The organism is Microvirga yunnanensis (assembly GCF_025460875.1).
Genome location: NZ_JAMXFI010000047.1, coordinates 13,861 through 38,002 on the forward strand (window position 1 = coordinate 13,861; position 24,142 = coordinate 38,002).

Annotated in this window: 22 protein-coding genes; 11 read left to right on the forward strand and 11 right to left on the reverse strand. The window is 67.6% G+C overall.

Annotated elements, in window-relative coordinates; genetic code table 11:
* The first annotated feature begins 120 nt into the window (after positions 1–120).
* From NF876_RS21950 to NF876_RS21970, 5 genes are all read left to right on the forward strand, one after another.
* Positions 121–1,998 (forward strand): ABC-F family ATP-binding cassette domain-containing protein, encoded by a 1,878-nt coding sequence (locus NF876_RS21950; RefSeq protein WP_262270754.1) that lies wholly within the window; start codon positions 121–123, stop codon positions 1,996–1,998.
* Between the two features lie 207 nt (positions 1,999–2,205).
* Complete coding sequence (locus NF876_RS21955; RefSeq protein WP_262270755.1) at positions 2,206–2,592, forward strand: hypothetical protein; 387 nt, start codon at positions 2,206–2,208, stop codon at positions 2,590–2,592.
* Between the two features lie 173 nt (positions 2,593–2,765).
* Entirely contained in the window at positions 2,766–2,948 is a 183-nt protein-coding gene (locus tag NF876_RS21960) for a hypothetical protein (RefSeq protein ID WP_262270756.1), read from the forward strand.
* 89 nt (positions 2,949–3,037) lie between these two features.
* The gene (locus tag NF876_RS21965; RefSeq protein ID WP_173949114.1) at positions 3,038–3,175 is read left to right on the forward strand and encodes a hypothetical protein; all 138 of its coding nucleotides are present in this window, start codon (positions 3,038–3,040) and stop codon (positions 3,173–3,175) included.
* Positions 3,176–3,331: 156 nt separating this feature from the next.
* On the forward strand, positions 3,332–3,607 hold the full coding sequence (locus NF876_RS21970; protein WP_262270757.1) for a hypothetical protein: 276 nt from the start codon (positions 3,332–3,334) through the stop codon (positions 3,605–3,607).
* A gap of 557 nt (positions 3,608–4,164) precedes the next feature.
* Here the strand turns inward: NF876_RS21970 and NF876_RS21975 are convergent.
* The 4 genes from NF876_RS21975 to NF876_RS21990 all read right to left on the reverse strand — a co-directional run bounded on the left by NF876_RS21975 (position 4,165) and on the right by NF876_RS21990 (position 8,456).
* The gene (locus NF876_RS21975) at positions 4,165–4,548 is read right to left on the reverse strand and encodes a hypothetical protein (protein WP_262270758.1); all 384 of its coding nucleotides are present in this window, start codon (positions 4,546–4,548) and stop codon (positions 4,165–4,167) included.
* Positions 4,548–6,137, reverse strand: coding sequence for a S10 family peptidase (locus NF876_RS21980; RefSeq protein ID WP_262270759.1), 1,590 nt, complete (start codon positions 6,135–6,137; stop codon positions 4,548–4,550). The genes NF876_RS21975 and NF876_RS21980 overlap by 1 nt, the downstream gene beginning before the upstream one ends.
* A 311-nt stretch (positions 6,138–6,448) precedes the next feature.
* Complete coding sequence (locus tag NF876_RS21985; RefSeq protein ID WP_262270760.1) at positions 6,449–6,901, reverse strand: DNA polymerase III subunit chi; 453 nt, start codon at positions 6,899–6,901, stop codon at positions 6,449–6,451.
* A 67-nt stretch (positions 6,902–6,968) separates the two neighbouring features.
* Positions 6,969–8,456: a leucyl aminopeptidase gene (locus NF876_RS21990; RefSeq protein WP_262270761.1), complete on the reverse strand. Its 1,488-nt coding sequence runs from the start codon at positions 8,454–8,456 to the stop codon at positions 6,969–6,971.
* Between the two features lie 204 nt (positions 8,457–8,660).
* On the opposite strand from NF876_RS21990, the gene lptF reads away from it, so the two are divergent.
* The 6 genes from lptF to NF876_RS22020 all read left to right on the forward strand — a co-directional run bounded on the left by lptF (position 8,661) and on the right by NF876_RS22020 (position 16,903).
* Positions 8,661–9,821 carry an LPS export ABC transporter permease LptF gene (gene lptF, locus NF876_RS21995; protein ID WP_262270762.1) on the forward strand — a complete coding sequence of 387 codons (1,161 nt, stop codon included), beginning with the start codon at positions 8,661–8,663 and terminating at the stop codon, positions 9,819–9,821.
* 2 nt (positions 9,822–9,823) lie between these two features.
* Positions 9,824–10,909, forward strand: coding sequence for an LPS export ABC transporter permease LptG (lptG, locus tag NF876_RS22000; protein WP_262270763.1), 1,086 nt, complete (start codon positions 9,824–9,826; stop codon positions 10,907–10,909).
* Between the two features lie 35 nt (positions 10,910–10,944).
* Positions 10,945–13,467 carry an LPS-assembly protein LptD gene (locus tag NF876_RS22005; RefSeq protein WP_262270764.1) on the forward strand — a complete coding sequence of 841 codons (2,523 nt, stop codon included), beginning with the start codon at positions 10,945–10,947 and terminating at the stop codon, positions 13,465–13,467.
* A gap of 24 nt (positions 13,468–13,491) precedes the next feature.
* Positions 13,492–14,493, forward strand: coding sequence for a 4-hydroxythreonine-4-phosphate dehydrogenase PdxA (gene pdxA, locus NF876_RS22010; protein ID WP_373696703.1), 1,002 nt, complete (start codon positions 13,492–13,494; stop codon positions 14,491–14,493).
* On the forward strand, positions 14,490–15,344 hold the full coding sequence (gene rsmA / locus NF876_RS22015) for a 16S rRNA (adenine(1518)-N(6)/adenine(1519)-N(6))-dimethyltransferase RsmA (RefSeq protein ID WP_262270766.1): 855 nt from the start codon (positions 14,490–14,492) through the stop codon (positions 15,342–15,344). The genes pdxA and rsmA overlap by 4 nt, the downstream gene beginning before the upstream one ends.
* A 446-nt stretch (positions 15,345–15,790) precedes the next feature.
* Positions 15,791–16,903, forward strand: a complete 1,113-nt coding sequence (locus NF876_RS22020; RefSeq protein ID WP_262270767.1) for a D-alanine--D-alanine ligase family protein — start codon at positions 15,791–15,793, stop codon at positions 16,901–16,903.
* Between the two features lie 74 nt (positions 16,904–16,977).
* On the opposite strand, the gene gmk is transcribed toward NF876_RS22020, so the two are convergent.
* From gmk to fabD, 7 genes are all read right to left on the reverse strand, one after another.
* A complete protein-coding gene (gene gmk / locus NF876_RS22025; RefSeq protein WP_262270791.1) occupies positions 16,978–17,643 on the reverse strand; it encodes a guanylate kinase in 666 nt (221 codons plus the stop codon).
* Entirely contained in the window at positions 17,633–18,520 is an 888-nt protein-coding gene (locus NF876_RS22030) for a YicC/YloC family endoribonuclease (RefSeq protein WP_262270768.1), read from the reverse strand. The genes gmk and NF876_RS22030 overlap by 11 nt, the downstream gene beginning before the upstream one ends.
* A gap of 322 nt (positions 18,521–18,842) precedes the next feature.
* Positions 18,843–20,204: an endolytic transglycosylase MltG gene (gene mltG / locus NF876_RS22035; RefSeq protein ID WP_262270769.1), complete on the reverse strand. Its 1,362-nt coding sequence runs from the start codon at positions 20,202–20,204 to the stop codon at positions 18,843–18,845.
* A gap of 95 nt (positions 20,205–20,299) precedes the next feature.
* Positions 20,300–21,562, reverse strand: a complete 1,263-nt coding sequence (gene fabF, locus NF876_RS22040) for a beta-ketoacyl-ACP synthase II (RefSeq protein ID WP_262270770.1) — start codon at positions 21,560–21,562, stop codon at positions 20,300–20,302.
* Positions 21,563–21,631: 69 nt separating this feature from the next.
* Positions 21,632–21,868 carry an acyl carrier protein gene (locus NF876_RS22045; protein ID WP_009764365.1) on the reverse strand — a complete coding sequence of 79 codons (237 nt, stop codon included), beginning with the start codon at positions 21,866–21,868 and terminating at the stop codon, positions 21,632–21,634.
* 234 nt (positions 21,869–22,102) lie between these two features.
* Positions 22,103–22,840, reverse strand: a complete 738-nt coding sequence (gene fabG / locus NF876_RS22050) for a 3-oxoacyl-[acyl-carrier-protein] reductase (protein ID WP_262270771.1) — start codon at positions 22,838–22,840, stop codon at positions 22,103–22,105.
* A 12-nt stretch (positions 22,841–22,852) separates the two neighbouring features.
* Positions 22,853–23,800: an ACP S-malonyltransferase gene (gene fabD, locus NF876_RS22055; protein WP_262270772.1), complete on the reverse strand. Its 948-nt coding sequence runs from the start codon at positions 23,798–23,800 to the stop codon at positions 22,853–22,855.
* Positions 23,801–24,142 lie beyond the last annotated feature (342 nt).

Genomic DNA, 24,142 nt, shown 5'->3' on the forward strand with positions numbered 1-24,142 from the left:
TGACCCATCCCTTTCCCAGGCATTGCGGGTCTTGTCACTGGCGATTCAGGCTAGGTGGCGTCCGGTCGCGGCCTGGGCCCGAGACCTTGCAAGAGCGGCGATCACGCGCCAAAAGGCGACATGCTTCACGTCAACGACCTGACCTACCGCATCGGCGACCGGCTGATCCTCGACCGCGCCTCCTTCAACCTGCCCGCCGGCGCGAAGGTGGGGCTCGTCGGGCGCAACGGCGCGGGCAAGACCACCCTGTTCAGGATCATCCAGGGCGAGCTCGCCACGGAGAGCGGCGGCGTCACCCTGCCCCGGGGCATGAAGATCGGCGCCGTGGCCCAGGAAGCGCCCGGCGGCCCGGAATCCCTGATCGACGTGGTGCTCGCCGCCGACAGGGAGCGCAGCGCCCTCATGGCCGAGGCCGAGACGGCGGACGGCCTCCGCCGGGCCGAGATCGAGACCAGGCTCACCGATATCGGGGCCCACTCGGCCCCGGCCCGCGCCGCCGCGATCCTGCACGGCCTCGGCTTCGACGCCGAGGCCCAGAACCGGCCCTGCTCGGATTTCTCCGGCGGCTGGCGCATGCGCGTGGCCCTCGCGGCCGTGCTCTTCACCGAGCCGGACCTGCTGCTCCTCGACGAGCCGACCAACTATCTCGACCTCGAGGGCACCCTCTGGCTCTACGATTATCTCGGACGCTACCCGCACACGGTGCTGGTCATCAGCCACGACCGCGAGCTTCTCGACGCCTGCGTGAACCACATCCTCCATCTCGACCGGGGCAAGCTCACGATCTACCGCGGCGGCTACACGTCCTTCGCCAAGCAGTTCGCGGAGAAGCGCGAGCTGACGGCCAAGATGGCCGCCAAGCAGGAGGCCGAACGCAAGCATCTCCAGGCCTTCGTCGACCGCTTCAAGGCCAAGGCCTCGAAGGCCCGGCAGGCGCAGTCCCGCGTCAAGCGCCTCGCCAAGCTGGAGCCCATCGCGACCATCGTGGAAGACGACGTGCTGCCCTTCAACCTGCCCGGCCCGGACCGTCCCGCCGCGCCGCCGCTGATCACGGTCGAGGGCGGCGCCGTCGGTTACGGCGAGCGGATCGTGCTCGACCGCCTCAACCTGACGATCGCGCCCGACGACCGGATCGCGCTGCTCGGCTCGAACGGCAACGGCAAATCCACCTTCTGCAAGCTCATCGGCGGCCGGCTCGCGCCCATGAAGGGCGAGATGCGCACGCCCGGCCGCATGGACGTGGCGTATTTCGCCCAGCACCAGCTCGACGAGCTGAACCCCAAGGCGACCGCCTACGACCACGTCGCCGAGCGGATGCCCGATACGCCGGTCGCCAGGATCCGGGCCCGGACCGCGCAGATCGGCTTCCCCGGCGCCAAGGCCGACACGCCGGTCTCCGCCCTGTCGGGCGGCGAAAAGGCGCGCCTGCTCATGGGGCTGGCGGCTTTCGACGGCCCTCACCTGCTGATCCTCGACGAGCCGACGAACCATCTCGACATCGACAGCCGCACGGCCCTCATGGAAGCGATCAACGACTACACGGGGGCCGTGATCCTCGTGAGCCACGACCGCTTCCTGATCGAGGCCTGCGCCGACCGGCTCTGGATCGTCGGCAACGGCGGCGTGAAGCCCTTCGACGGCGACATGGACGATTACCGCCAGCTCGTGCTCTCCGGCGATCTCGATCCGCAGAGGCGCTCCGACAAGCCGCAGGCGCCCGGGGCCTCCAAGGTGGACGAGCGTCGCGCCGCCGCCGAGCGGCGGGTGGCGCTGGCGCCCCTGCGCAAGAAGCTGGAGGGGCTCGAAGGCCGGATGGCGAAGCTCACGGACGTGATCGGCAAGATCGACGCCGCGCTCGCCGACGGCACCGCCTTCCAGAAGGACCCGGCGAAGGCCACCGAATTGTCCAGGATGCGCGCCGAAGCGGCCGGGACCCTGGCCTCCGTCGAGGAAGAATGGCTGACGCTGAGCAGCGAGATCGAGGAAGCGGGCGCGTAGCACATTGCCGGGTCGGCGACGCTCGCGTCGCCTGTCCGCGTCCGTCCGCGGGCGACCGGATCCTGTTCGGCGGCGGACGGTTCTTCGTCGTCGTAGGGGCGGATCCGGCAGCTGGCCGCGAGACGGACAATCGCCCCTGAACAACGCGTTATAACATCGTTCATCCTCGGCGCCGTACAGTGACGACCTCACGATGGAGAACGAGACATGCTTCGCGCAGTATTGGCAACGGCGGTCCTGGCCGCCGGCGCATTCTTCGGGACGATGCCGGCGGCACAGGCCCAGAGCCTGGTGCCCTGTGCGCGGGAACACGAATTCTGCCGCGTCCCCTACCCCACCCGCGTCATCTACGGCGTTCCCGGGCGGAGCGCGGAAATGTTCGTGCGGGAGCGTGGCGTCCCGTGCTCGAACCGGGTCTTCGGCGATCCCGCGCCAGGAATTCCGAAGCGCTGCGCGTTCGTGGCGCGCGGCTACGACCGGGGCGACCGGTGGCGCGACGACGGATATCGCGGCCCGCCGCCGCGGCGCGGCTACGACCGCGATGACAGAGACGACGGTTATGACCGGCCCGTCCGGCGCTACGAGGTCTATTGAGGCAGAGCGCGGACCGGCAGGCATCCGGCCCGGGATCGGGGTGCGGGCACGGCGATCCGGCCCGTACCCCCTCGTGCCTACCCCCGCAGGGCCCCGGAGTTACCTACTCGGGGCCCGCGCAGAATCGGAGCAGGAACGTATTCTCGAAAGAGCCTTATGGGGGAGGCTGACCGATGAGAATCCAGATTTCCGCCTGCACCGACAAAGTCTTCGAGGTGGGTCTCTTGCCGCTGGCCCATCTGACGGACAGTTCGGCGTCCGCCGTCAATGACAATGGGTCCCGCCTGCCGATCAAATCGAAAGCCCGCCTGCATGGGAAGCGTGCCGCCTTCCCGGCGCAGCATGCGGTTAGGTAATGATGCCGTAAGGTAATATCGCGTGCGGGACAGCACATCTGTCCAGCTATCCCTAAGGTAGCCTTCGGCTGCCTTTGATGGAGGCTCGGATGAATCAGGTGATGTCCTACTGCACGGCAAGGCTCTTCTCGCGGGCTTTCGTGCCGCTTGCACCCTTCAGAGCCCGGGAGGTCGAACCGGGCAACGACAACGATCCGCTGGCCCCCTTCCCGTGCGTCTGGCGCTGACGAGGTCATCCGGTTTCGAGGGCCGGAAAGGCCCATGCCCATGATGGCTGTTGCTTACCTCCTTTGGTCATTTGAAGGCCCGCGTCGTGGACTGCGACATTCCTCTGCCCGTGATCGCGCCAGGTCGGGCCCGCAGGGAGAGGCAGGGAGAGGATTGTGACCGCTGCTCATGATCTCGAAGAGATCGTCGATCTGTTTGCCATCGGCAGGCCGTCCAGAAATGCCGACCTTCTGCCCGTGAAGGTCGCGACGCTCCCTCTCAAGAAGGCCGTGGCCCTTGTGATCGAGGACTGGTCCGACGACAAGTTCCGGCAATTGAGCGCCGTGATCCAGAGACGGTCCGGCCCGGCGATCCGCAGCCTCGACGACATCCGACGTCTCTACGACCGCGCGACCTCCCGGGCGGGATGCCGCATCAGGCGCCCTGTCTGACGACCGATCCCGCGTCAGCGCCATGAGGCATCGCCGGCTCCGGGGGCATGACATGGATGCCGCAGCCGCCCTATGATGAGCCCATGTCGTCGATGCTCGAGCCTTTGAGCGGCGCATCGCTCGGGCCCCTGTCTTGATCGCCCGGCCGATCCACTCCGTCATCACCGGGCTTGTCCCGGTGATCCCGATGCGAGAGGCGCCGCGCTCTTCCGATCGGGATGGCCGGCACAAGGCCGGCCATGACGTGGGGAGAGAGCAGCACCGGCTTCTACCAACACACCCCGTCATCACCGGGCTTGTCCCGGTGATCCCGATCGTCTGAAGCGCTGCGCCCGAAGCAATCGGGATGGCCGGCGATTGGCGCGGGCCTAGAGCATCGGACGCAAAAGTGGGAACCGGTTTTGCGCGAAAAGATGCTCCACAACAAAAGCCAGAGCATCGAACGCAAAAGTGGGAACCGGTTTGGCGTGAAAAGATGCTTTGAAACAAAAGCTAAGGCATCGGGCGTGAGGTCGATCACACGTCCGATGATTGAGACCCGTGGGCGCGAGGCGCTCTTAAGGCTTCACGATCCGGTCGAGCCGGTTGTTCACGAAGAAATACAGCTCGCGGCCGCCGGGCTCGGAATAGAGCACCTGGACCTCGCGCTGGCCCTTGCCGCTCTCGCCGACCAGCACGTCGGTGGCCGGCTTGCCTTTCAGGCGCACGAGATCGCACTCGGTGATTCCGGGTTCGATGGTGGTCGCCCGGCCGAATCCCGTGACGGTGCAGCGGCCGTCCGGTCCGAGCGTGGGCCCGTCGATGGCCGGTCCCGGAGCGACAATCGGCGCCGGAGCGATCGTTACGGCAGGAGCAGGCGGAGCGCTGCCCGTGCTGGTGCAGGCCGCCAGAACCAGCGCGACGAAAGCGACGCTCGAGAGAACCTTCACATGCATCCCCATCAATCCCTGTTGTCGGCCCTCGCCTGCAGGGCCTCGTCGAAGAGGCGCTGCACATCGGCCTTGAAGGCCTGCCGTGACGCCTGCCGCGAATAGAACATGTGGCCGCCTTCGTAAACACTCAGCGTGACACGCGGCTGGGGACCGAGTTCGGGCAGCTGGTTGAGGAGCAGCTGGGAGGCGTAATAGGGCGTCACCAGGTCGGTGAAACCGTGCGTGACGAGCACGCGCATCTTGCCGTCGAGGGAGAGAGCCTGCCGCAGCTCGTCGAGGTTTTCGGGACCGCTGCGGCCGCCGCCCCAGCGCCATGCCCCGTTGACCGACCCGTTCAGGAGGTTGTAGCGCCCGTCCGCCCTGTAGTTCAGGGTGTCCGTCAGATGATGGATGATCGCGCTCGACAGGGGCGCCGTCATCGCGTCGAGCACGGGATCGTCGAAGCGCGAGGACTGGGAAGCCGGATTGGGGTCGGCGATCGCCACGTTTGTGTCGTAGGCGCTGACGACCTCGGACGATCCGCGCCTCAGCTCGCGCTGGACCGTGCGCATGTCGACGCGTCCGGCGAGGCGGCGGGTCAGTTCGGGGTCGAGCCCGCTCAGCTCCGCCACGCGCCGGCTGATCCGGTCGACGGCCGCCCTGTCCTGCAGGCCCCGCATCAGGTCGACGAGGTAGTCGCCGGACGCGTAGGCCTCCGCGTCCCTGAGCGCCTCCCGCGACACCGGCCCGGTGCGGGAGAGTTTCGCGGCCGCGAGCGACGGCAGCAGGGCCGAATAGGTCCAGGGCGCCCCGGCGGTCCCCTGCTCGAGCCAGTCGAAGTCGAAGACCGGCGAGACGAGCACGAGGCCGCTGAAGCCGACGCCCTGGTCGTTCTGCAGCTTCTGGGCCAGCAGCGGTCCGCGGAAGCCGCCGTAGCTCTCGCCGACGAAGAATTTGGGCGAGACGAGCCGGTTCTTCTCCTTCAGCCAGCGCATCACGAAGGCCGCGAGCCCGTCGATATCGCCGGCCACCGAATAGAACCGCTCGCGCACCGGGTCGCCCCCGACCACGCGGCTGTAGCCCGTGCCGGGCGGATCGACGAACACGAGATCCGTGAAGTCGAGCCAGGTCTCGGCATTCGGCACGAGGGCCGGAGACGCCGAGGGGCTGATCGCCGGCCCATCCGTCGGCAGCAGCCACGGACCGACCGCGAGAAGATGCAGATAGGCCGAGGACGCGCCGGGCCCGCCGTTCACCGCGAAGGTCACGGGCCGGGTCGCCGGGTCCGCATCGTCCCGGGTGTAGGTGACGAACCCGATCTCGGCCTGGGGGGCGCCCTGCTGGTCGGTCAGCGTCAGATGCCCGGCGGTGGCCGTGAAGGACAGGGTCCGCCCCGGCAGCTGCAGGGTGTGGCGCGTGACCGATTCCGGCGGGAGCGCCTGGTTGTCCCGCGCCTCCGGCCGGGACCGGCGCGCCTCCTGCGGCTGGCCCTGAGGCTGCTCGCGGCTGCCCGCCTGTTCCTGCGCGGCGGCTCCCAGGGGCATCGCCAGGGACAGAACGGGCATCGCCAGGGACAGGACGAGGGCGGCATGGAGGGGAAGACGCGTCGCTCGGGTCATCGGGAGTTCCTTTCGGCCTCCCTGAAACTGGAGAGCCGCCCTGCCGCGGCAAGTTCCGGCCCGATGAAGTCTTCGTGTGCGGGCGCCGGCACGAGGCCGGAACGACGTGCGGAGGGTGTCGTCACTGGCCCGTGCCACGCGCCACGTCATCACCGGGCTCTTCCCACCCGCCACGTCATCACCGGGCTTGTCCCGGTGATCCCGCTCCTGTGAAGCGCCGCGCTCTTCGGATCGGGATGGCCGGCACAAGGCCGGCCATGACGTGCGGAGGGTGTCTGTCGGGCGGTGGGACGATGGCTCCGGCGAGGGTTTCACGCCTTCCGCTGCCAGCGTCCGCGCTCGTCCTGCTGCCAGTAGGTCGCGTCGTGGCCGCCCTCCTTCACGGCGCGCCACTGGTCGCGGGCGAAGGCCAGGGCCTGGACGTCGTTGCCGTCGAAGAGGATCGCGAGCCGTTCGTAGCCGGCGATGTCCTCGGGCAGATCGGCGCCCTCGACCAGGAAGCGGATCGAGGCGCCGTTGGGGTTGTCCCCGGACAGGGTGATGAGGATCGGCTGGTCCGCCGCATGGGCTTCCCGGTCCGTCCCGTGCGGCAGGAAGCTTTCGTCGGCAAAGGTCCACAGGTGATCGTCGAGCGCCGACATGCGCTCTTCGGTCGTCACCTGCACGACCCCGCGCCACCCCCGCTCCAGGGTCTTCTGCAGGAGCGTGGGCAGCACGGCCTCGAGGGGCTGATGCTGCAGGTGGTAGAAAAGGACCTCGGTCATCGACGATCACAATCCCCTGCGGGTGCAACGGGCTGAAGGCGTGCCTGGTCCTTTTCGGCCGTCATCCTCAGGCCTCGTAATGGTCGCGCACGAGGCGATCGAGGAGGCGCACGCCCCAGCCGGAGCTCCAGCCATTGTTGATCTCGGTCGCCGGCGAGCCCATGGCCGTGCCGGCGATGTCGAGATGGGCCCAGGGCACGTCGTTGACGAAGCGCTGGAGCAGGGCCGCCGCCGTGCTCGAACCGCCGAAGCGGCCCGCCGAGTTCTTCATGTCGGCGAACTTGGATTCGATCATCTTGTCGAATTCCGGCCCGAGCGGCATGCGCCACACGCGCTCGCCGGTCGCCTTTCCGGCGGCGGTCAGGCGCTCGGCCAGTTCGTCGTCGTTCGAGAACAGCCCCGCATATTCCTGGGCCAGGGCCACGAGGATCGCGCCCGTCAGGGTCGCCAGATCGATCATGAATTTCGGCTTGAAGCGGTCCTGCACGTACCAGAGCACGTCGGCGAGCACGAGGCGCCCCTCGGCGTCCGTGTTGATGATCTCGATGGTCTGGCCGGACATGGTGGTGACGATGTCGCCGGGCCTCTGCGCATTCCCGTCGGGCATGTTCTCCACGAGGCCGATCGCCCCGACCACGTTCGCCTTGGCCTTGCGGCTCGCGAGCGCATGCATGAGGCCCACCACGCAGGCCGCCCCGGCCATGTCGCCCTTCATGTCCTCCATGCCGGCGCCGGGCTTGATCGAGATGCCGCCCGAGTCGAACACCACGCCCTTCCCGATGAACGCGATGGGGCTGTCGCCGGGCTTGCCGCCGTTCCAGCGCATGATGGCGACCCGGCCGCCGCGCACGGAGCCCTGCGCGACGCCGAGAAGGGCCTGCATGCCGAGCTTGCGCATGGCCTTGTCGTCGAGGATCTCCACCTCCACGCCGAGCTTGATCAGAGCCTGGGCCCGGGCGGCGAATTCCTCGGGCCCGAGCACGTTCGGCGGCTCGTTGACGAGGTCGCGGGCGAGGACCACGCCCTGCTGGAGACCCTCCCGGGCCTTGTAGATCTTCTTGACGGCCGCGGGATCGGACACGCTCAGGACGAGGCGGCCGGCATCGGGGCCGTTGTCGTCCTTCTTGGTCTTGTAGCGATCGAAGCTGTAGCGGCGCAGCTGAGCGCCGAGCGCGATGTCGGCGACCGCATCCGGCGTGATCTCGACCCCGGGCAGGTCCAGCGCCACCGTGGCGACCTTGCCGTTGGCTTTTCCGGCCACCAGGCCGCCCAGCTGAACGAAGTCGAGGCCGGCCCGGTCCTTCTCGCCGCCGAGGCCGATCACGATCAGCCGGTCGACGGACAGGCCCGCCGGGACGACGATGGACATCGAGGACTTCGCCTTGCCCTTGAACGTCTCGGCGGCCGCAGCCTTAGCGATGAGATCGACCGCCTCCGGGCCTATCTGCCGGGCAACCGCGTCCGAAGGCTTGAGATCCTCCCCGACGAAGACGACGAGGTCGCCGGTCTCGACCGCGCCGTGGGGCTGGAAGTCGATCTTGAAGCTGTCGGCCATGAAATCCTCTTTGTTGTGATGCACATCGCCGGTCTTCAGGCCGGCTGCGACGCTGACGCCTGGGGACATATATCATATGGCGGGTTAAGGCACGGGGAAGCCGCCGTGAAAATGGCGCAATCCCGATCTGTTGAAAACAGCCGTCTTGCCTGAGATCATGTGACAGGATACCCAGGGCTGCGCCGCCCGGGGGCGAAGGGCTTCATGACACTTCTCGAACGCTACATCCTCAAGAACACATTCAATGCCTTCGCCGCGTGTCTCGTCGCCCTGACGGGCGTGATCTGGATCACGCAGGCCTTGCGCGAACTCGACCTGCTGACCGGCAAGGGCCAGACCCTCTTCATCTTCCTGACCGTCACCGGCCTGTCCCTGCCGGCCCTGATCAACGTCATCGCCCCGGTGGCCCTGTTCCTGGCGACGCTCTACACCTTGAACAAGCTCAACGGCGATTCCGAGCTGATCGTCATGAGCGCCGGCGGGATGCCGCCGCAGCGGCTGCTGCGCCCCTTCCTGGCCCTGGCGGCCTTCGTGTGCGTCGTGGTGGCGATCATCTCGCTCTATCTGATGCCCGCCAGTTTCCAGGAAATGCGCCAGCTCTTCACCAAGATCAGGGCCGATTTCGTCGGCACCATGGCCAAGGAGGGGCAGTTCATCACCCTCGATAGCGGCATCACGTTCCATTACCGGGAACGCTCGGGGGACGCCCTCCTGGGTATCTTCATGGAAGATCTCCGGGAGAAGGACAAAGCCATCGTGTATCTCGCCGAGCGCGGCCAGACCGTCGAGCAGGGCGGAAACGCCTATCTCGTGCTTCAGAAGGGCAGCGTTCAGCGCAAGGAGCCCAACAGCCGCGATTCGTCGATCGTGGCCTTCGAACGCTATGCGGTCGACCTGTCCGCCTTCAACAAGGAAGGCGGCGAGGTGATCTACAAGCCGCGCGAACGGAGCACGACCCAGCTCCTGTTCCCCGACAAGAACGAACTGATCTACCAGGAGCAGCGGGGGCGCTTCCGGGCCGAGCTGCACGAGCGCCTGTCCTCCTGGCTCTACCCGCTCGCCATGATGGTCATCGCCTTCGCGGCCCTCGGGGAGGCCCGGACCACCCGCCAGGGGCGCGGCATCGCCATGGCCGGGGCGGTCGTCGCCATCGTTCTCTTGCGGATCCTGGGCTTTGCCGCATCGAGCGCCGTGGCCCGGACCCCGGTGGCGGTGGTTGCCATGTATGGCATCCCGCTCACCGGCATCCTGGTGAGCCTGCTGCTCATCTTCAACGGACCGGCCATGCGGTCCGCGCATGCGAGGCTGCAGGCCGCGCTCCGCAGCCTGCTGCCGTCACGCTCCCCGGCACCTCAGAAGGCGTGACCATGCTGATCGGCCGTACCCTCGGGTTCTATTTCTCGCGACAGTTCATTAAGACGATTTTCCTTGTCTTCGCGACTGTCTTCACCCTCGTCTACACGCTCGACTTCGTCGAGCTGATGCGCCGGGCGGGCGATGCGCCGGCCGCCACGACCGCGGTGATCGCCCAGCTGGCCCTGTTCCGCACGCCGGCCATCGCCGAGCAGGTGATGCCCTTCGCGGTGCTGTTCGGCAGCATGGCCGCCCTCCTCCAGCTCAGCCGCAAGCTCGAGCTGGTCGTGGCCCGGGCCGCCGGCATCTCGGCCTGGCAGTTCCTGCAGCCGGGACTCCTGATCGCCCTGCTGATCGGCATCGTGTCCGTGACCGTCTACAACCCGGTCTCGGCGATCCTCAAGCAGCGCGGCACCGCCCTGGAGACGCAGATCTTTTCCCGCCCCGTTCAAACCCGCGAGAAGCCGATCTGGATCCGCCAGAGGAGCCAGGACGGACAGGCCATCCTCCGGGGCGAGGGCTCCAATGCGGATACGGCGACCCTCGTCGGCGTCACGGTCTATGCCTTCGATCCCATGGGCGTCTTCACCCACCGGGTCGAAGCCAAGGAGGCGACCCTGCACGAGGGGTTCTGGGAGCTCAAGGATGCCCGCATCCTGTCGGCCACGGAGGAGCCCCAGGCGCATGACCGCTACCTGATCGCGTCGAACCTGCAGCCCTCGCAGGTTCGACAGAGCTTCACCGATCCGGACGCGGTCCCGTTCTGGGACCTCAAGGAGACGATCGACCGCATGGAGCAGGCGGACATCAACGTCACGCCCTACCAGCTCCACTACGACCTGCTTCTGGCGCGCCCGCTGCTGTTCATCGCGATGGTGTTCGTAGCCGCATCCGTATCGTTAAGATTCTTTCGATTTGGCGGTGTAGCGATGATGGTTCTGGGTGGCGTCGCTGCCGGCTTCGTGCTTTATGTCGCGACGGAGCTAATGGCGGAGCTTGGCGCGTCCGGAATCATCAGTTCCCTTGTTGCAGCCTGGTTCCCGGCTGTAGTAGGCAGTCTGTTAGGGACCTTGGCATTATTGCACCAAGAGGACGGCTGACCGTCCTCGACAAGAAGGCTTGCGAAGGAGTGGGGATGCGGCGGCTTAGGACAACGATCGCAACGTCTGCGATCGCAGCGGCTCTGCTGGCTGCTGTGTCTGTGCCTGCGCTTGCCCAGGCGACCCTGAACGAGGCCATCGCCGGCCGCGCCCAGTCGGGGTCCGGCCAGGACCGGCTGCTCGTTGACGCAAAGGAAATCGTCTACGACAACGACAAGAACACGATCGCGGCCTCCGGCGACGTCCAGATGAACTACCAGGGCCGGACCCTCCAGGCCGACCGGGTCACCTACGACCGGAACACCGGCCGGGTCTTCGCGGAAGGCAATGCCCGGCTCACGGACGCCAGCGGCACGGTCGCGACGGGCGACCGCTTCGAGCTGACGGACGACTTCAAGAACGGCTTCATCGATTCCCTGCGGGTGGTCCAGACCACCGTCGAGCAGGGCCGCCCCCTCACGACCCGCTTCTCGGCCCCGCGCGCCGAGCGCGCCGAGGGCGAGACCACGACGTTCGAGCGCGGCACCTACACGGCCTGCGAGCCCTGCAAGGACAATCCGGAGCGGCCGCCGCTCTGGCAGGTCAAGGCCGCCAAGATCATCCACAACAACAGCGAGCGGACGATCTATTACGAGGATGCGACCCTCGAGCTCCTCGGCATCCCGGTCGCCTACCTGCCCTATTTCTGGACTCCCGACCCGACGGTGAAGCGCAAGACCGGCTTCCTGTCGCCGCGCTACATCTATTCGAGCGCGCTCGGATACGGCGCCTCCGTGCCGTTCTTCTGGGCCATCGCGCCGAATTACGACCTGACGATCAGCCCGACCTTCCTGAGCCGCCAGGGCGTGCTCGGCCAGGCCGAGTGGCGCCACCGCCTCGAGAACGGCACCTACAACATCCGGGCGGCCGGCATCTTCCAGCAGGAGCCGGACGCCTTCCTCCAGCCCCCCAACGGGGCCGGCAACCGCGACTTCCGCGGCTCCCTCGAGACGAACGGCCTGTTCTACATCAACCAGAACTGGCGCTGGGGCTGGGACATCGCCCTGCTCTCGGACAAGTGGTTCCTGACGAACTACAAGATCCGCAGCGAGAGCCTCAGCTCGTACTACATCAAGGAATCGATCTCGACCCTGTACCTCCAGGGGCAGGGCGACCGGTCCTTCTTCGATGTGCGCGGCTACTACTTCCAGACCCTGTCGAGCAGCGAGTGGCAGAAGCAGCAGCCCATCGTGGCTCCGGTCCTGGACTACAACAAGCGCTTCACCCCCGCGTCCATCGGCGGCGAGGCCGCCATCGACGTGAACGTGACGCACATCTCCCGCGAGGCCGCCCAGTTCGACCCGCTGTCCGTCGCCAACACGACCTATTTCGGCGTGGCCCAGACCTGCATCGTGTTCGATCCGGCCTCCTGCCTGGTGCGCGGCATCAGCGGCACGACCTCCCGGGCATCAGTCACGGCGTCCTGGCGCCGCGAGTTCGTCGACCCCATCGGCCAGGTCTGGACGCCGTTCGCCTATGTCAGGGCCGACAACATCTGGATCGACCCCGATTTCAAGGGCTACCAGAACGCACAGCTCGGCAACTTCCTCGACTCCGACGACGATTTTCTGTTCCGGGCCATGCCGGCGGTCGGCGTCGAGTACCGCTATCCCTTCATCGCCAGCCTCGGAACCTCCGGCAAGCAGATCCTCGAGCCGATCGCCCAGGTGATCGCCCGGCCGAACGAGACCCGGATCGGCAGCCTCCCGAACGAGGATGCCCAGAGCCTCGTCTTCGACGACACCTCCCTGTTCGACTGGGACAAGTTCTCCGGCTACGACCGGGTCGAGGGTGGCGTCAGGGCCAATGTCGGCATCCAGTACACGGTGACCGGCGCGGACGATTTCTACGCCAACGTGCTGTTCGGCCAGTCCTACCAGATCGCCGGGCGCAACTCGTTCCGGCAGCCCGACCTGGCCAATGTCGGGTTGGATTCCGGCCTCGACTCGCGCGCCTCCGATTATGTGGGCCGCTTCCAGATCTCCCCGAACGCGAACTTCGCGTTCGTGACCCGCGCGCGCTTCGACCAGGAAAACTTCGACGTGAACCGGGTCGAGGCCGGGTTCCGGGCGAACTTCAATCCATACCTGCCGCTGTCGACCTCGCTGACCTATGCCAATTATGCGGCGCAGCCCGCCATCGGCTTCCCGCTGCGTCGCGAGGGACTGCTCGGCTCGGCCCGGTGGGACATCTCGCCGAACTGGTACGTGACCGGCTCGGTGCTCCTGGATCTGGACCGCTACCTGCTGGCGCGTGAAACCTACCTGGCCCAGCTCGCGACCAATCCGAACGCCGTCTATGAGAGCGACGACAAGGCCTATGTGAGCGGCATGTCCCTCGGCCTCGGCTACATGGACGAATGCACGACCTTCTCGGTCAGCTACAGCGTGACCCCGCGCGAGGTGGTGCGCAATTCGGGCGAGAAGAACCAGAACCACACCATCGCGTTCAGCCTCGAGTTCCGGTCTCTCGGCGAGGTGGGCTATACGCAGAACCTGAACGGCACGAGCGATGAATGATGGGGCGGCGGCCCGGTGTCAGGTGTGAACCAGCGCCCTCTCCTGTTGACTCAAGGTGATCCGGCCGGGATCGGGCCGGAGCTCAGCCTGAGGGCTTGGCTCGAGAGGGATCGGGCCGTTCTGCCGCCCTTCGCCGTTCTCGGCGATCCCGATCATCTCGCCCGGGTCGCGGCCCGCTTCGGATGGAGCGTTCCCATCGCGCGCGTGGCGCCGGAGCAGGTCCAATCCGCCTTTTCCGACGCCCTGCCAGTCGTGCCGCTGAGCGTCGCCGTGTCGGCCGAGCCGGGACGCCCCGATCCGGGCCATGCTCCGTCCGTCCTCGAATCCATCGACAGGGCCGTGCGGCTCGTTCGGGACGGTTCGGCGGCGGCCGTCGTGACCAACCCGATCGCCAAGCACGTTCTCTACGAGGCCGGCTTCAGGCACCCGGGGCACACGGAATACCTCGCGGCCCTCGCTGCGGACGGCGGAGCCGAGCCCCCCCATCCGGTGATGATGCTGTGGAGCGAGCCGCTCGCCGTCGTCCCCGTGACGGTTCACATCGCCCTTTCGGAAGTGCCCTCCGCCCTGACCACCGATCTGATCGTCCTGACGGGCCGGATCGTGGCCCGGGAGCTGAGGGATCGGTTCGGCATCGAGCGTCCAAGGCTCGCCCTCGCGGGGCTCAACCCGCACGCGGGCGAGAACGGCGCCATGGGGGCCGAGGACGCCGGGGTCATCGTTCCGGCCGTCGACATCCTGCGCGCCGAGGGGATCGATGCGGCGGGCCCCCTGCCGGCGGACACCATGTTCCACGCCCGCGCGCGCAGCCGGTACGACGCGGCGCTCGCCATGTACCACGATCAGGCCCTGATCCCGATCAAGACCATCGCGTTCGACGAGGCGGTCAATGTGACCCTCGGGCTCCCCTTCGTGCGGACCTCGCCCGATCACGGCACCGCCTTCGACATCGCCGGCGAGGGCGTGGCCCGCCCCGACAGTCTCATGGCGGCCCTGAAGCTCGCCGCCCGCCTGGGGCGCCCATGAGCCAGATCGACGACCTTCCTCCCCTGCGCGAGGTGGTGCGCGCCCACGGGCTCATGGCCAAGAAGTCCCTCGGCCAGAACTTCCTGTTCGACCTCAACCTCACCAGCCGGATCGCCCGCTCCGCGGGTCCTCTGGAAGACGCGACCGTCATCGAGGTCGGCCCGGGTCCCGGCGGCCTGACCCGTGCGATCCTGGCGGCCGGCGCCGGGAAGGTGATCGCCATCGAGCGCGACACCCGCTGCCTGCCCGCGCTCGCGGAGATCGCCGCGCGCTATCCGGGCCGGCTCGACGTGGTCGAGGCCGACGCCCTGGAATTCGACCCGCGCCCTCTGGCGGGCCACGGGCTCGTCAGGATCATCGCCAACCTGCCCTACAACGTGGGCACGGCGCTGCTGACCGGCTGGCTCACCGGAGAGGCTTGGCCGCCGTGGTGGAGCTCGCTCACGCTCATGTTCCAGCGCGAGGTGGCCGAGCGGATCGTGGCGGACGAGAGCGATCCGAAGAACTACGGGCGCCTCGGGGTTCTCTGCGGCTGGCGCACGCAGGCGCGGATCCTGTTCGACGTGCCCCCCGGGGCTTTCGTGCCGCCGCCCAAGATCACGTCGAGCGTCGTCCACCTGACCCCGCGGGCCGATCCGCTGCCCTGCCGCATCGGCGCCCTGGAGGCCGTGACCCGGGCGGCCTTCGGACAGCGCCGGAAGATGCTGCGCCAGAGCCTCAAGTCCATCATGGCCGACCCGGCCCCCGTCATCGCGGCCGCCGGGCTCGAGGAGACGACCCGCGCCGAGAACGTCCCGGTGGAAGGCTATGTGGCGCTGGCCAATGCCTGGGATGCGACGCGCACGCCCTGAGGGGCTGGCGCATCGTGCGGACAGGGCGTTCGCCCCCGGTTCATCGCCGGCCCATACACCCTCCACGTCCTCACAGGCCTTGTCCCGATGATCCCGATACGAGAAGCGCCGCGCTTCAGACAATCGGGATGGCCGGCACAAGGCCGGCCATGACGTGGTGAGGGTGGCAGGAAGGGCGGAGGAAATCATCGCCCTCTCACACCCCCTCCACGTCATCACCGGGCTCGTCCCGGTGATCCCGATACGAGAGGCGCCGCGCCCTTCCGATCGGGATGGCCGGCACAAGGCCGGCCATGACGTGGTGAGGGTGGCAGGAAGGGCGGAGGGGACCATGACGTGAGAGGGTGTCGGACCGGGCGGCCCTTTTCATGAGACCTTAACCGCGCCTCTCCCAAGATCGGATCGACGAGAGCGGCCCCGGCGGCCGCGCGGGAAGGGAAGCGGGCATGGCGCAGGCGCGAAAGACGATCGGGCTTCTGTTCGGAGGACGCTCGGCCGAGCACGAGGTCTCGAAGCTGTCGGCCGCCAACGTCCTGCGCGCCCTCGATCCCGACCGCTACGACATCGTCCCCATCGGGATCGGCCGGGACGGGCGCTGGCTCCTCTGCGACGGCGGCAATGGCGGCGGACGCGGCGCCCGGTCCCTGGAGATCCCGGAGGGAGCCCCGCAGGTGGCCCTTCTGCCGGGCGGGTCCGGCGAGACGATCGTGCTCGACCGCGACAGGCCGCCGCGAACCCTGCGCCTCGATGCGGTCGTCCCCGTGCTTCACGGGCCCAACGGCGAGGACGGCACCGTCCAGGGCTGTCTCGAACTGGCCAATGTTCCCTATGTAGGATCCGGCGTGATGGGCTCCGCCGCCGGCATGGACAAGGACATCGCCAAGCGCCTCCTGCGCGACGGCGGCCTGCCGGTCGTTCCCTTCCTGACGCTCACGCCCCGCACCCGTGTCGCCTACCGGGCCGCCGCGGAGGCCCTGGGCACCGCCGATCTTTTCGTGAAACCCGCCAATATGGGATCGTCCGTGGGCGTGTCGCGGGCCGCTTCCGCCGAGGAGTTCGACGGGGCGTGCGAGCGCGCGTTCCGCTACGACGGCAAGGTGCTCGTGGAGCGCAGCGTCACGGGGGCACGGGAGATCGAATGCTCGGTCCTGGAGGACGCCGCCGGCGAGGTCCGCGCCTCGCCCCTGGGCGAGATCGTGCCGTCCGACAGCCACGGCTTCTACAGCTACGACGCCAAGTATGTCGATGCGGACGGCGCTCTCCTGCGCATTCCGGCGGACGTCCCGCCGGCTCTGGGCCGCCGCATCCAGGAGCTTGCCGTCCAGACGTTCAAGGCGCTCGCCTGCGAGGCCCTGGCCCGGGTCGATTTCTTCCTGGATCCGAAGAGCGACGAAGGGCTCTTCGTCAACGAGGTGAACACCCTGCCGGGCTTCACGGCGATCAGCATGTATCCCAAGCTCTGGGAGGCCGGAGGCCTGCCGCAGGACGAGCTCATGGAGGTGCTGATCGCCCACGCCATCGCCCGCCACGCGCGCCGGAACGCGCTCGCGCTGGTCTAGAGCATCGGACGCAAAAGTGGGAACCGGTTTTTGCGGTCAGCGATGCGCCGGCCAAGAGTGGAGCATCGGCAGCGTCAGTCGATCTTTTCCGCCAGCAATCCTTCGACGAAGTCGGACAGACCGACGAGGCGCTCGCGCTTCAGCCGCTCGGCCGTCTGGATCGCCTTCAGGCTCTCGAAGGACTTGCCGAGGTCCTCGTTGACGATGACGTAATCGTACTCGACCCAACGCTCCATCTCGATCCTGGCATTGGCGAGGCGCTTGGCGATGACCTCGGGGGCATCCTCGGCCCGGCGCTCGAGCCGCGCCTTCAGCTCCCTGAAGCTCGGCGGAAGGACGAACACGGTCACCACGTCGTCCGGGAGCTTCTGACGGACCTGGCGGGTGCCCTGATAGTCGATGTCGAACACCATGTCCTGGCCGGCGGCCAGCGTCTTCTCCACGGGCTTGCGCGGCGTGCCGTAGAAGTTGCCGTGCACCTCGGCCCATTCCAGGAGCTCGTCGCGCTCGCGCATCGCCTTGAACTCGTCCACGTCGATGAAGTGGTAATGCTTGCCCTCGATTTCGGACGGGCGCTTGGGTCGGGTGGTGACGGACACCGAGAGCACGCCGGCCCGCTCCTCCACGAGGCTGCGGGTCAGGGTGGTCTTCCCGGCGCCGGACGGGGACGACAGAATGAGGATGAGGCCGCGACGACCGACCGGGGGCTTCGAATCCTGGCTCACCGCATCACTCCACATTCTGAACCTGCTCACGGAATTGCTCGATCACGGCCTTCAATTCAAGCCCGATCCACGACAGGGAGACATCATTGGCCTTCGCGCACAGGGTGTTGGCCTCTCGCCCGAATTCCTGAGCCAGAAAGTCGAGGCGGCGTCCGACGGGCCCGCCTTCCTGCAGGAGGCCGCGGGCCGAATCCACGTGGGCCCGCAGCCGGTCCAGTTCCTCGCGGATGTCGGCCCGGGCCGCGATGAGCACCGCTTCCTGATGCAGGCGGTCGGGATCGAGACCGGCCCTGCCGTCGAGCAGCTCCGCGATCTGGGCCTCCAGCCGGGCGCGGATGGCCTCGGGCCGACGGGCCGGTGCCGCCTCGGCCTCGTCGACCAGCTGGGCGATGCGATCGAGCTGCTGCCCGAGAACCGCCGCGAGCGCCTGCCCTTCCTTGAGCCGGGCGGCCTTGAGAGACCCGATCAGCGCGCCGATCCCGGCCTTCAGAGCCGCAACCAGGCCCTCGTCCTGGGACGGATCGGCGGCATCGTCGTCCAGTTCGACCACGCCGCGCACGGACAGCAGGCCATCGAGGGAGGCGGGCTGCACATTGTCCGGGAGGGTCAGGCCGCCGATCGCCGAGAGCAGCGATTGCAGCACGTCCTGATTCACGCGCAGCCTGGGAGCAGACGACGCCTTGCTGAGGGACAGATTGAGCTGGCCCTGGCCGCGGGTCAGCGCCTTGAGGATCTGGCCGCGCGCGTCCTCGCCCACGGCGTCGAGGCCGGAGGGCGTGCGAACCCGGACCTCGAGCCCGCGCCCGTTCACGCTCTTGAGCTCCCAGGCCCATTGATAGGAACCGGTGACACCGGCTTCGCGGGCAAAGCCGGTCATGCTCGCAATGGACATGCGCAAACCTCGAACGGAATGAAAAGTCGGCGCGACCATAATGCGCGCCGGTCGAAGAGTCGATTTCTTCAGTCGATTTCTTCGTGGGGGTTCCCTCCCCACGTCATGGCCGGCCAGTCATCACCCACCTCTCGGCGGCCATCCCGATCCGGTGAGGCTCGGCGCCTCTCAGAAGCGGGATCACCGGGACAAGCCCGGTGATGACGTGGAAGGTGGTGTGAGGCGGTGCGAACACCCTCCACACGCCATGGCACCCTCCGCCCTTCCTGACACCCTCCGCACGTCATGGCCGGCCTTGCGCCGGCCGTGACGGCGGGCGGTGTCACGGCTGTCGCAGAGGCGGAACGTTCTTCGGATTGTTCAGGTCGAAGGTCTTGTTCTTGAGCGGGTCCTTGTCGGTCCCTTCGCTGGCGTCGAAGCCGCGACCGAGCCGTCCGCCCGACGCGGGCAGCGCATTCGCGGAGCCGCGCAGGGCCGGGGTCACGCCGGGAGGCAGGCTCGTCTGGTCGGCGGAATCGGGCACCACCCGGTCCACATCGGTGGCGTCGGGAGCCGGACGGCTCTTCTCGATCTGCCGCCAGCGCGTCACGTTGCGCTGATGCTGCTCGTAGGTCTCGGCGAAGGCATGGCCTCCCGAGCCGTCGGCCACGAAGTAGAGATCCTTGGTCCGGGACGGGTTGGCCACGGCCTCGAGGGCGGCACGGCCGGGATTGGCGATGGGACCCGGCGGCAGGCCTTCGACCACATAGGTGTTGTAGGGGGTGGCGGCCTCGATCTCGCTGCGCAGGATGCCGCGGCCCAGCGTGCCTTTGCCGCCGACGAGCCCGTACACGATGGTCGGATCGGACTGAAGCTTCATCCGCTTCATGAGGCGATTGATGAAGACGCCCGCAACCCGGGTGCGCTCGTCCGCCCGGCCCGTCTCCTTCTCCACGATGGAGGCGAGGATCACGAGCTCCTGGGGCGACTTGATCGGCAACTCGCTGGAGCGGCGCTGCCAGATCTGCTCGATGGCCTGGCGCTGGGCCGTCTGCATCGTGTTGATGATCTGCTGGCGGGTCGTGCCGCGCTCGAACTTGTAGGTATCGGGCAGGAGCGAGCCTTCGCGCGGGGTCTCGGTCACGTCGCCCGTGAGGATCTCCTGCTCATACAGGCGGGCGACGATCTGCTCGCTGGTCAGGCCTTCGGGAACCGTGACCGTATGCAGGATCGCCTTGCCCTGGATGAGGGTGTCGATGGCGTCCTCGATGCTGGTGCCGGCCTTGAACTGGAACTCGCCGGCCTTCAGCTGGCCGCGCTGCCGGTTCATGTGGGCATAGGCCTGGAACAGGAGCGGCTGATCGATGACGCCCTCTTCCTTGAGGATGTTGGCGATCTCGCCCGTGCCGGTGTTGCGGGGGATGACCACGACCTTGTCGCTCTGCAGCGGGCCGGGAACTGCCACCTCGTGCTGGAGCATGGAGAAGCCGAAGATGCCGGCGATCGCCACGGCGACGAGAAGGGTCAGCAGGCCGCTCAGGAGCGACAGCATCCCCCTGCGGCGGCGGCGGAGCTTCGGCGGCGGCGGCGGCGCCATGGAGGGTTTGATGGCCTCGTTCGGGGAGCGGGGTGCCAGACGCGGCTGCGAGCCGTGGTCGGAATCGTCCACGGGAGGGAGAAGGAGCTTTTTCTTTCGTCCGAACATTACGCCGCTTTTCTGGTATCGGCCGGCGGTCCTGCCGGTCCGCCGACACCCTAACGGGGAATATGGCGAAAAGCCGTAACGGGCGGTCGCCGGGTTCAGGATACGCGACGAAGAATGAGCGAAGCGTTAGTCCCGCCGAAGCCGAAGGAATTCGACAGGACCACGTTGATCTCCTTGCGCTTGGCCTGCTTGGGCACGAGATCGATGGCCGTGTCCACGGACGGATTGTCGAGGTTGATGGTCGGCGGAACGATGCCGTCGCGCATGGCCAGGATCGAGAAGATCGCCTCGACGGCGCCGGCCGCTCCCAGGAGATGGCCGATCGCCGACTTGGTGGACGACATGGAGAGCTTGCCGGCCGCGTTGCCCACGATGCGCTCGACGGCCTTCAGCTCCAGCTCGTCGCCCAGCGGCGTCGACGTTCCGTGCGCGTTGACGTAGTCGATCTCCGAGACGTCGATGCCGGCCCGCTTGAGGGCCGCGGCCATGCAGCGATAGGCCCCGTCGCCATCCTCGGACGGCGAGGTGATGTGATAGGCGTCGCCCGACAGGCCGTAGCCGATGACCTCGGCGTAGATCTTGGCGCCACGGGCCTTGGCGTGCTCGTATTCCTCCAGCACGACGATGCCGGCGCCCTCGCCCATGACGAAGCCGTCGCGGTCCTTGTCGTAGGGACGCGAGGCGCGGGTCGGGTCGTCGTTGAAATTGGTCGACAGGGCCCGGCAGGCGGCGAAGCCCGCGATGGAGAGCCGGTTGATGGGCGATTCCGTGCCGCCGGCCACCATCACGTCCGCGTCGCCCAGCGCGATGAGGCGGGCCGCGTCGCCGATGGCGTGGGAGCCGGTGGAGCAGGCCGTCACCACGGCGTGGTTCGGGCCCTTCAGGCCGTGCGCGATGGACACGTAGCCGCCGGCCAGGTTGATCAGACGCCCGGGGATGAAGAAGGGCGAGATGCGGCGGGGGCCGCGCTCGATCAGGGTGACGGAGGCCTCGTAGATGCCGCCGATGCCGCCGATGCCGGAGCCGATCAGCACGCCGGTCGCGCACTGGTCCTCGTACGACATGGGCTCCCAGCCGGAATCCCGCAGGGCCATGGTGGAGGCTGCCATCGCATAGACGATGAACGGATCGACCTTGCGCTGCTCCTTGGGCTCCATCCACTCGTCGGCATTGAACGTGCCGGCGGAGCCGTCACCCCGGGGGATCTGGCAGGCGATCTGGCAGGCCAGGTCGTCGACCTTGAAATCCGTGATTGTGTTGGCGCCGCTCTGACCCTCGACGAGGCGGGACCATGTGGCATCGACCCCGCTGCCGAGCGGCGTAACCATGCCAAGACCTGTGACGACTACCCGGCGCATGAATTCTTGCCCTATCGATCCATAAAATTCGGGCGTCGAATGAGTCATCCGACGCCCTGTTTCAGCCGTTTAGGCCGCGTTCTTCTCGAGGAACCGGATGGCGTCGCCGACCGTCACGATGGTCTCAGCCGCGTCGTCCGGGATCTCGACGTTGAACTCTTCCTCGAAGGCCATCACCAGTTCGACCGTATCCAGGCTGTCGGCGCCCAGGTCGTCGATGAAGTTGGCGTTGTCGGTCACCTTGTCGGCTTCGACGCCGAGGTGCTCGACAACAATCTTCTTCACGCGATCAGCGACGTCACTCATCGTTTTTTCCTCAGTGGCTGCCGCCTCAGGAATTGGGCGGATTAAGAAATCAATCTAGATCAGCTGTTCAGCTGACAACGCTGAAACGGCCATCCTGCGCCGTGCAAAGCCGCATTTTTAAGCGCCGGTCAACCCCTTTGACCTGATCGGGACCATGCTTAACACAAGCTTATCCTGTCTGGCGAGGGGTGAACGGCTCCTGCAAACAGATTCCGGAAAGCGGGATAAGTTCCTTTAGAACATGGCCATTCCGCCGTTCACATGCAGGGTCTGGCCGGTCACGTAGGCGGCCTCCGTGGAGGCGAGATAGACCACCGACGAGGCGATTTCATCGCCCTGGCCGAGCCGCCCCATGGGAATGGTGCCCAGAATTCCCTCGCGCTGCTTCTCGTTGAGCACGTCCGTCATGGGCGACTCGATGAAGCCCGGGGCGACGAGGTTGACCGTGATGTTGCGGCTGGCGACCTCGGCCGCGAGAGCCTTGGTCATGCCGATCAGGCCCGCCTTGGAGGCGGCATAGTTGCCCTGCCCGGGATTGCCCGTCGAACCCACGACGGAGCCGATATTGACGATGCGGCCGTAGCGGCGGCGCATCATGCCCTTCACGGCCGCCCGCGACAGGCGGAAGGAGGCGGTCAGGTTCACGGCGATCACCGTGTCCCATTCCTCGTCCTTCATGCGCATGAACAGGTTGTCGCGGGTCACGCCGGCGTTGTTGACCAGGATGTCGAGCCCGTCCATGGCGGCCTCGGCGGCCGGAACGAGCGCCTCGACCGAGTCCTTGTCCGACAGGTTGGCCTCGACCACATGGACGCGCTCGCCCAGGGAGGACGCCAGTTCGTCGAGGGCCGCCCGCCGGGTTCCGGACAGGGCCACGGTGGCGCCCTGGGCGTGGAGCGCGCGGGCGATGGCGCCGCCGATGCCGCCCGTGGCGCCGGTGACGAGAGCCTTGCGGCCGGTGAGATCGAACATGCAGGGCTCCTCTTATCCGTTCAGGGTGGCTTTGAAGGCGGCGACATCCTCGGGGGTGCCGATGGAGGCGGCCGAGCTGCCGGCCGCGATGCGTTTGACAAGGCCGGTCAGGACCTTGCCGGAACCGACCTCGTGAAACGATTCAACGCCCTGGGCGGCCATGAAGGCCACGCTCTCGCGCCAGCGGACGGTGCCGGTGACCTGGCGCACCAGGGCGTCGCGGATGGCGTCCGGATCGGTGATGGCGGCGGCCTCCACATTGGCCACCACGGGCACGACCGGGGCCTTGACCGTCACGCGGCCCAGGGCCTCGCGCATGGCGTCGGCCGCGGGCTGCATGAGCGCGCAATGGAAGGGCGCGGAGACGGCCAGCATCACGGCGCGCTTGGCGCCCCTGGTCTGGGCGATGGCGACCGCCCGTTCCACGGCGGCCTTGTGGCCCGACACGACCACCTGGGCGCCGCCATTGTCGTTGGCCGCATCGCAGACCTCGCCCTGCGCCGCCTCGCGGGCGACCTCGAGGGCCGTGTCGTATTCGAGCCCGAGGAGCGCCGCCATGGCGCCCTGCCCGACCGGAACGGCGTTCTGCATGGCGTTGCCGCGGATCCGCAGCAGCCGGGCCGTATCCGCAACGGAAAGGCTGCCGGCGGCGGCCAGCGCCGAATACTCGCCGAGCGAGTGACCGGCCACGAAAGCGGCATGCTTCGCCAGATCGAGACCGGCCTCGGCCTCCAGGACCCGGATGGCCGCCAGGCTCACGGCCATCAGGGCCGGCTGGGTGTTGGCCGTCAGGGTCAGCTCCTCGGCCGGCCCGTCCCACATGACGGTGGAGAGATTCTGGGAGAGAGCCTCGTCCACCTCGTCGAACACCGCCTTGGCCTGCGGGAAGGCATCGGCCAGGGCCTTGCCCATGCCGACGGCCTGGCTTCCCTGACCGGGGAAAATGAATGCGCGCTTCATCGGGAGCGAAACCCTCGTTTGATCGAATCCGCGCGGGACTCGCACCCGGGCGTCGAGGAGTCAAGGCGCAGACACGGAGTCAAGGCGCGGATATGCCGGGCCGCCCTTGCCCCGATCACCGGATAGGCCGCCGCCGGCCGGCCAGGAGGCTTCGGTCGAGACCGATTCCGTTCATGGCCTTGCGCGAACCGTTCAAGGATCACCTTCGGCGCCGCCTCCCGGCCTGAAACAACATAGCGACGGGGTGTCGAGGCCGGCATGCGGGGTGTCACGTCCGGTTAAGTCCCTGCCCGGGAACGCGTCCTCTTGTTTTCTCGCCCCGGACGGTGTATCCGGTCCCTC

Bases quoted from the DNA above. Each gene is read 5' to 3' on its own strand.
- NF876_RS21965 (WP_173949114.1), top strand. From the start codon at position 3,038: ATGAATCAGGTGATGTCCTACTGCACGGCAAGGCTCTTCTCGCGGGCT.
- fabG (WP_262270771.1), bottom strand. From the start codon at position 22,840: ATGTTCGATCTCACCGGCCGCAAGGCTCTCGTCACCGGCGCCACGGGC.
- NF876_RS22030 (WP_262270768.1), bottom strand. From the start codon at position 18,520: ATGTCCATTGCGAGCATGACCGGCTTTGCCCGCGAAGCCGGTGTCACC.
- fabD (WP_262270772.1), bottom strand. From the start codon at position 23,800: ATGAAGCGCGCATTCATTTTCCCCGGTCAGGGAAGCCAGGCCGTCGGC.
- NF876_RS21975 (WP_262270758.1), bottom strand. From the start codon at position 4,548: ATGGGGATGCATGTGAAGGTTCTCTCGAGCGTCGCTTTCGTCGCGCTG.
- NF876_RS21985 (WP_262270760.1), bottom strand. From the start codon at position 6,901: ATGACCGAGGTCCTTTTCTACCACCTGCAGCATCAGCCCCTCGAGGCC.
- NF876_RS22020 (WP_262270767.1), top strand. From the start codon at position 15,791: ATGGCGCAGGCGCGAAAGACGATCGGGCTTCTGTTCGGAGGACGCTCG.
- lptG (WP_262270763.1), top strand. From the start codon at position 9,824: ATGCTGATCGGCCGTACCCTCGGGTTCTATTTCTCGCGACAGTTCATT.
- NF876_RS21980 (WP_262270759.1), bottom strand. From the start codon at position 6,137: ATGACCCGAGCGACGCGTCTTCCCCTCCATGCCGCCCTCGTCCTGTCC.
- fabF (WP_262270770.1), bottom strand. From the start codon at position 21,562: ATGCGCCGGGTAGTCGTCACAGGTCTTGGCATGGTTACGCCGCTCGGC.
- lptF (WP_262270762.1), top strand. From the start codon at position 8,661: ATGACACTTCTCGAACGCTACATCCTCAAGAACACATTCAATGCCTTC.
- NF876_RS21990 (WP_262270761.1), bottom strand. From the start codon at position 8,456: ATGGCCGACAGCTTCAAGATCGACTTCCAGCCCCACGGCGCGGTCGAG.
- NF876_RS21955 (WP_262270755.1), top strand. From the start codon at position 2,206: ATGCTTCGCGCAGTATTGGCAACGGCGGTCCTGGCCGCCGGCGCATTC.
- gmk (WP_262270791.1), bottom strand. From the start codon at position 17,643: ATGTGGAGTGATGCGGTGAGCCAGGATTCGAAGCCCCCGGTCGGTCGT.
- mltG (WP_262270769.1), bottom strand. From the start codon at position 20,204: ATGTTCGGACGAAAGAAAAAGCTCCTTCTCCCTCCCGTGGACGATTCC.
- NF876_RS21960 (WP_262270756.1), top strand. From the start codon at position 2,766: ATGAGAATCCAGATTTCCGCCTGCACCGACAAAGTCTTCGAGGTGGGT.
- NF876_RS21950 (WP_262270754.1), top strand. From the start codon at position 121: ATGCTTCACGTCAACGACCTGACCTACCGCATCGGCGACCGGCTGATC.
- NF876_RS22005 (WP_262270764.1), top strand. From the start codon at position 10,945: ATGCGGCGGCTTAGGACAACGATCGCAACGTCTGCGATCGCAGCGGCT.
- NF876_RS22045 (WP_009764365.1), bottom strand. From the start codon at position 21,868: ATGAGTGACGTCGCTGATCGCGTGAAGAAGATTGTTGTCGAGCACCTC.
- rsmA (WP_262270766.1), top strand. From the start codon at position 14,490: ATGAGCCAGATCGACGACCTTCCTCCCCTGCGCGAGGTGGTGCGCGCC.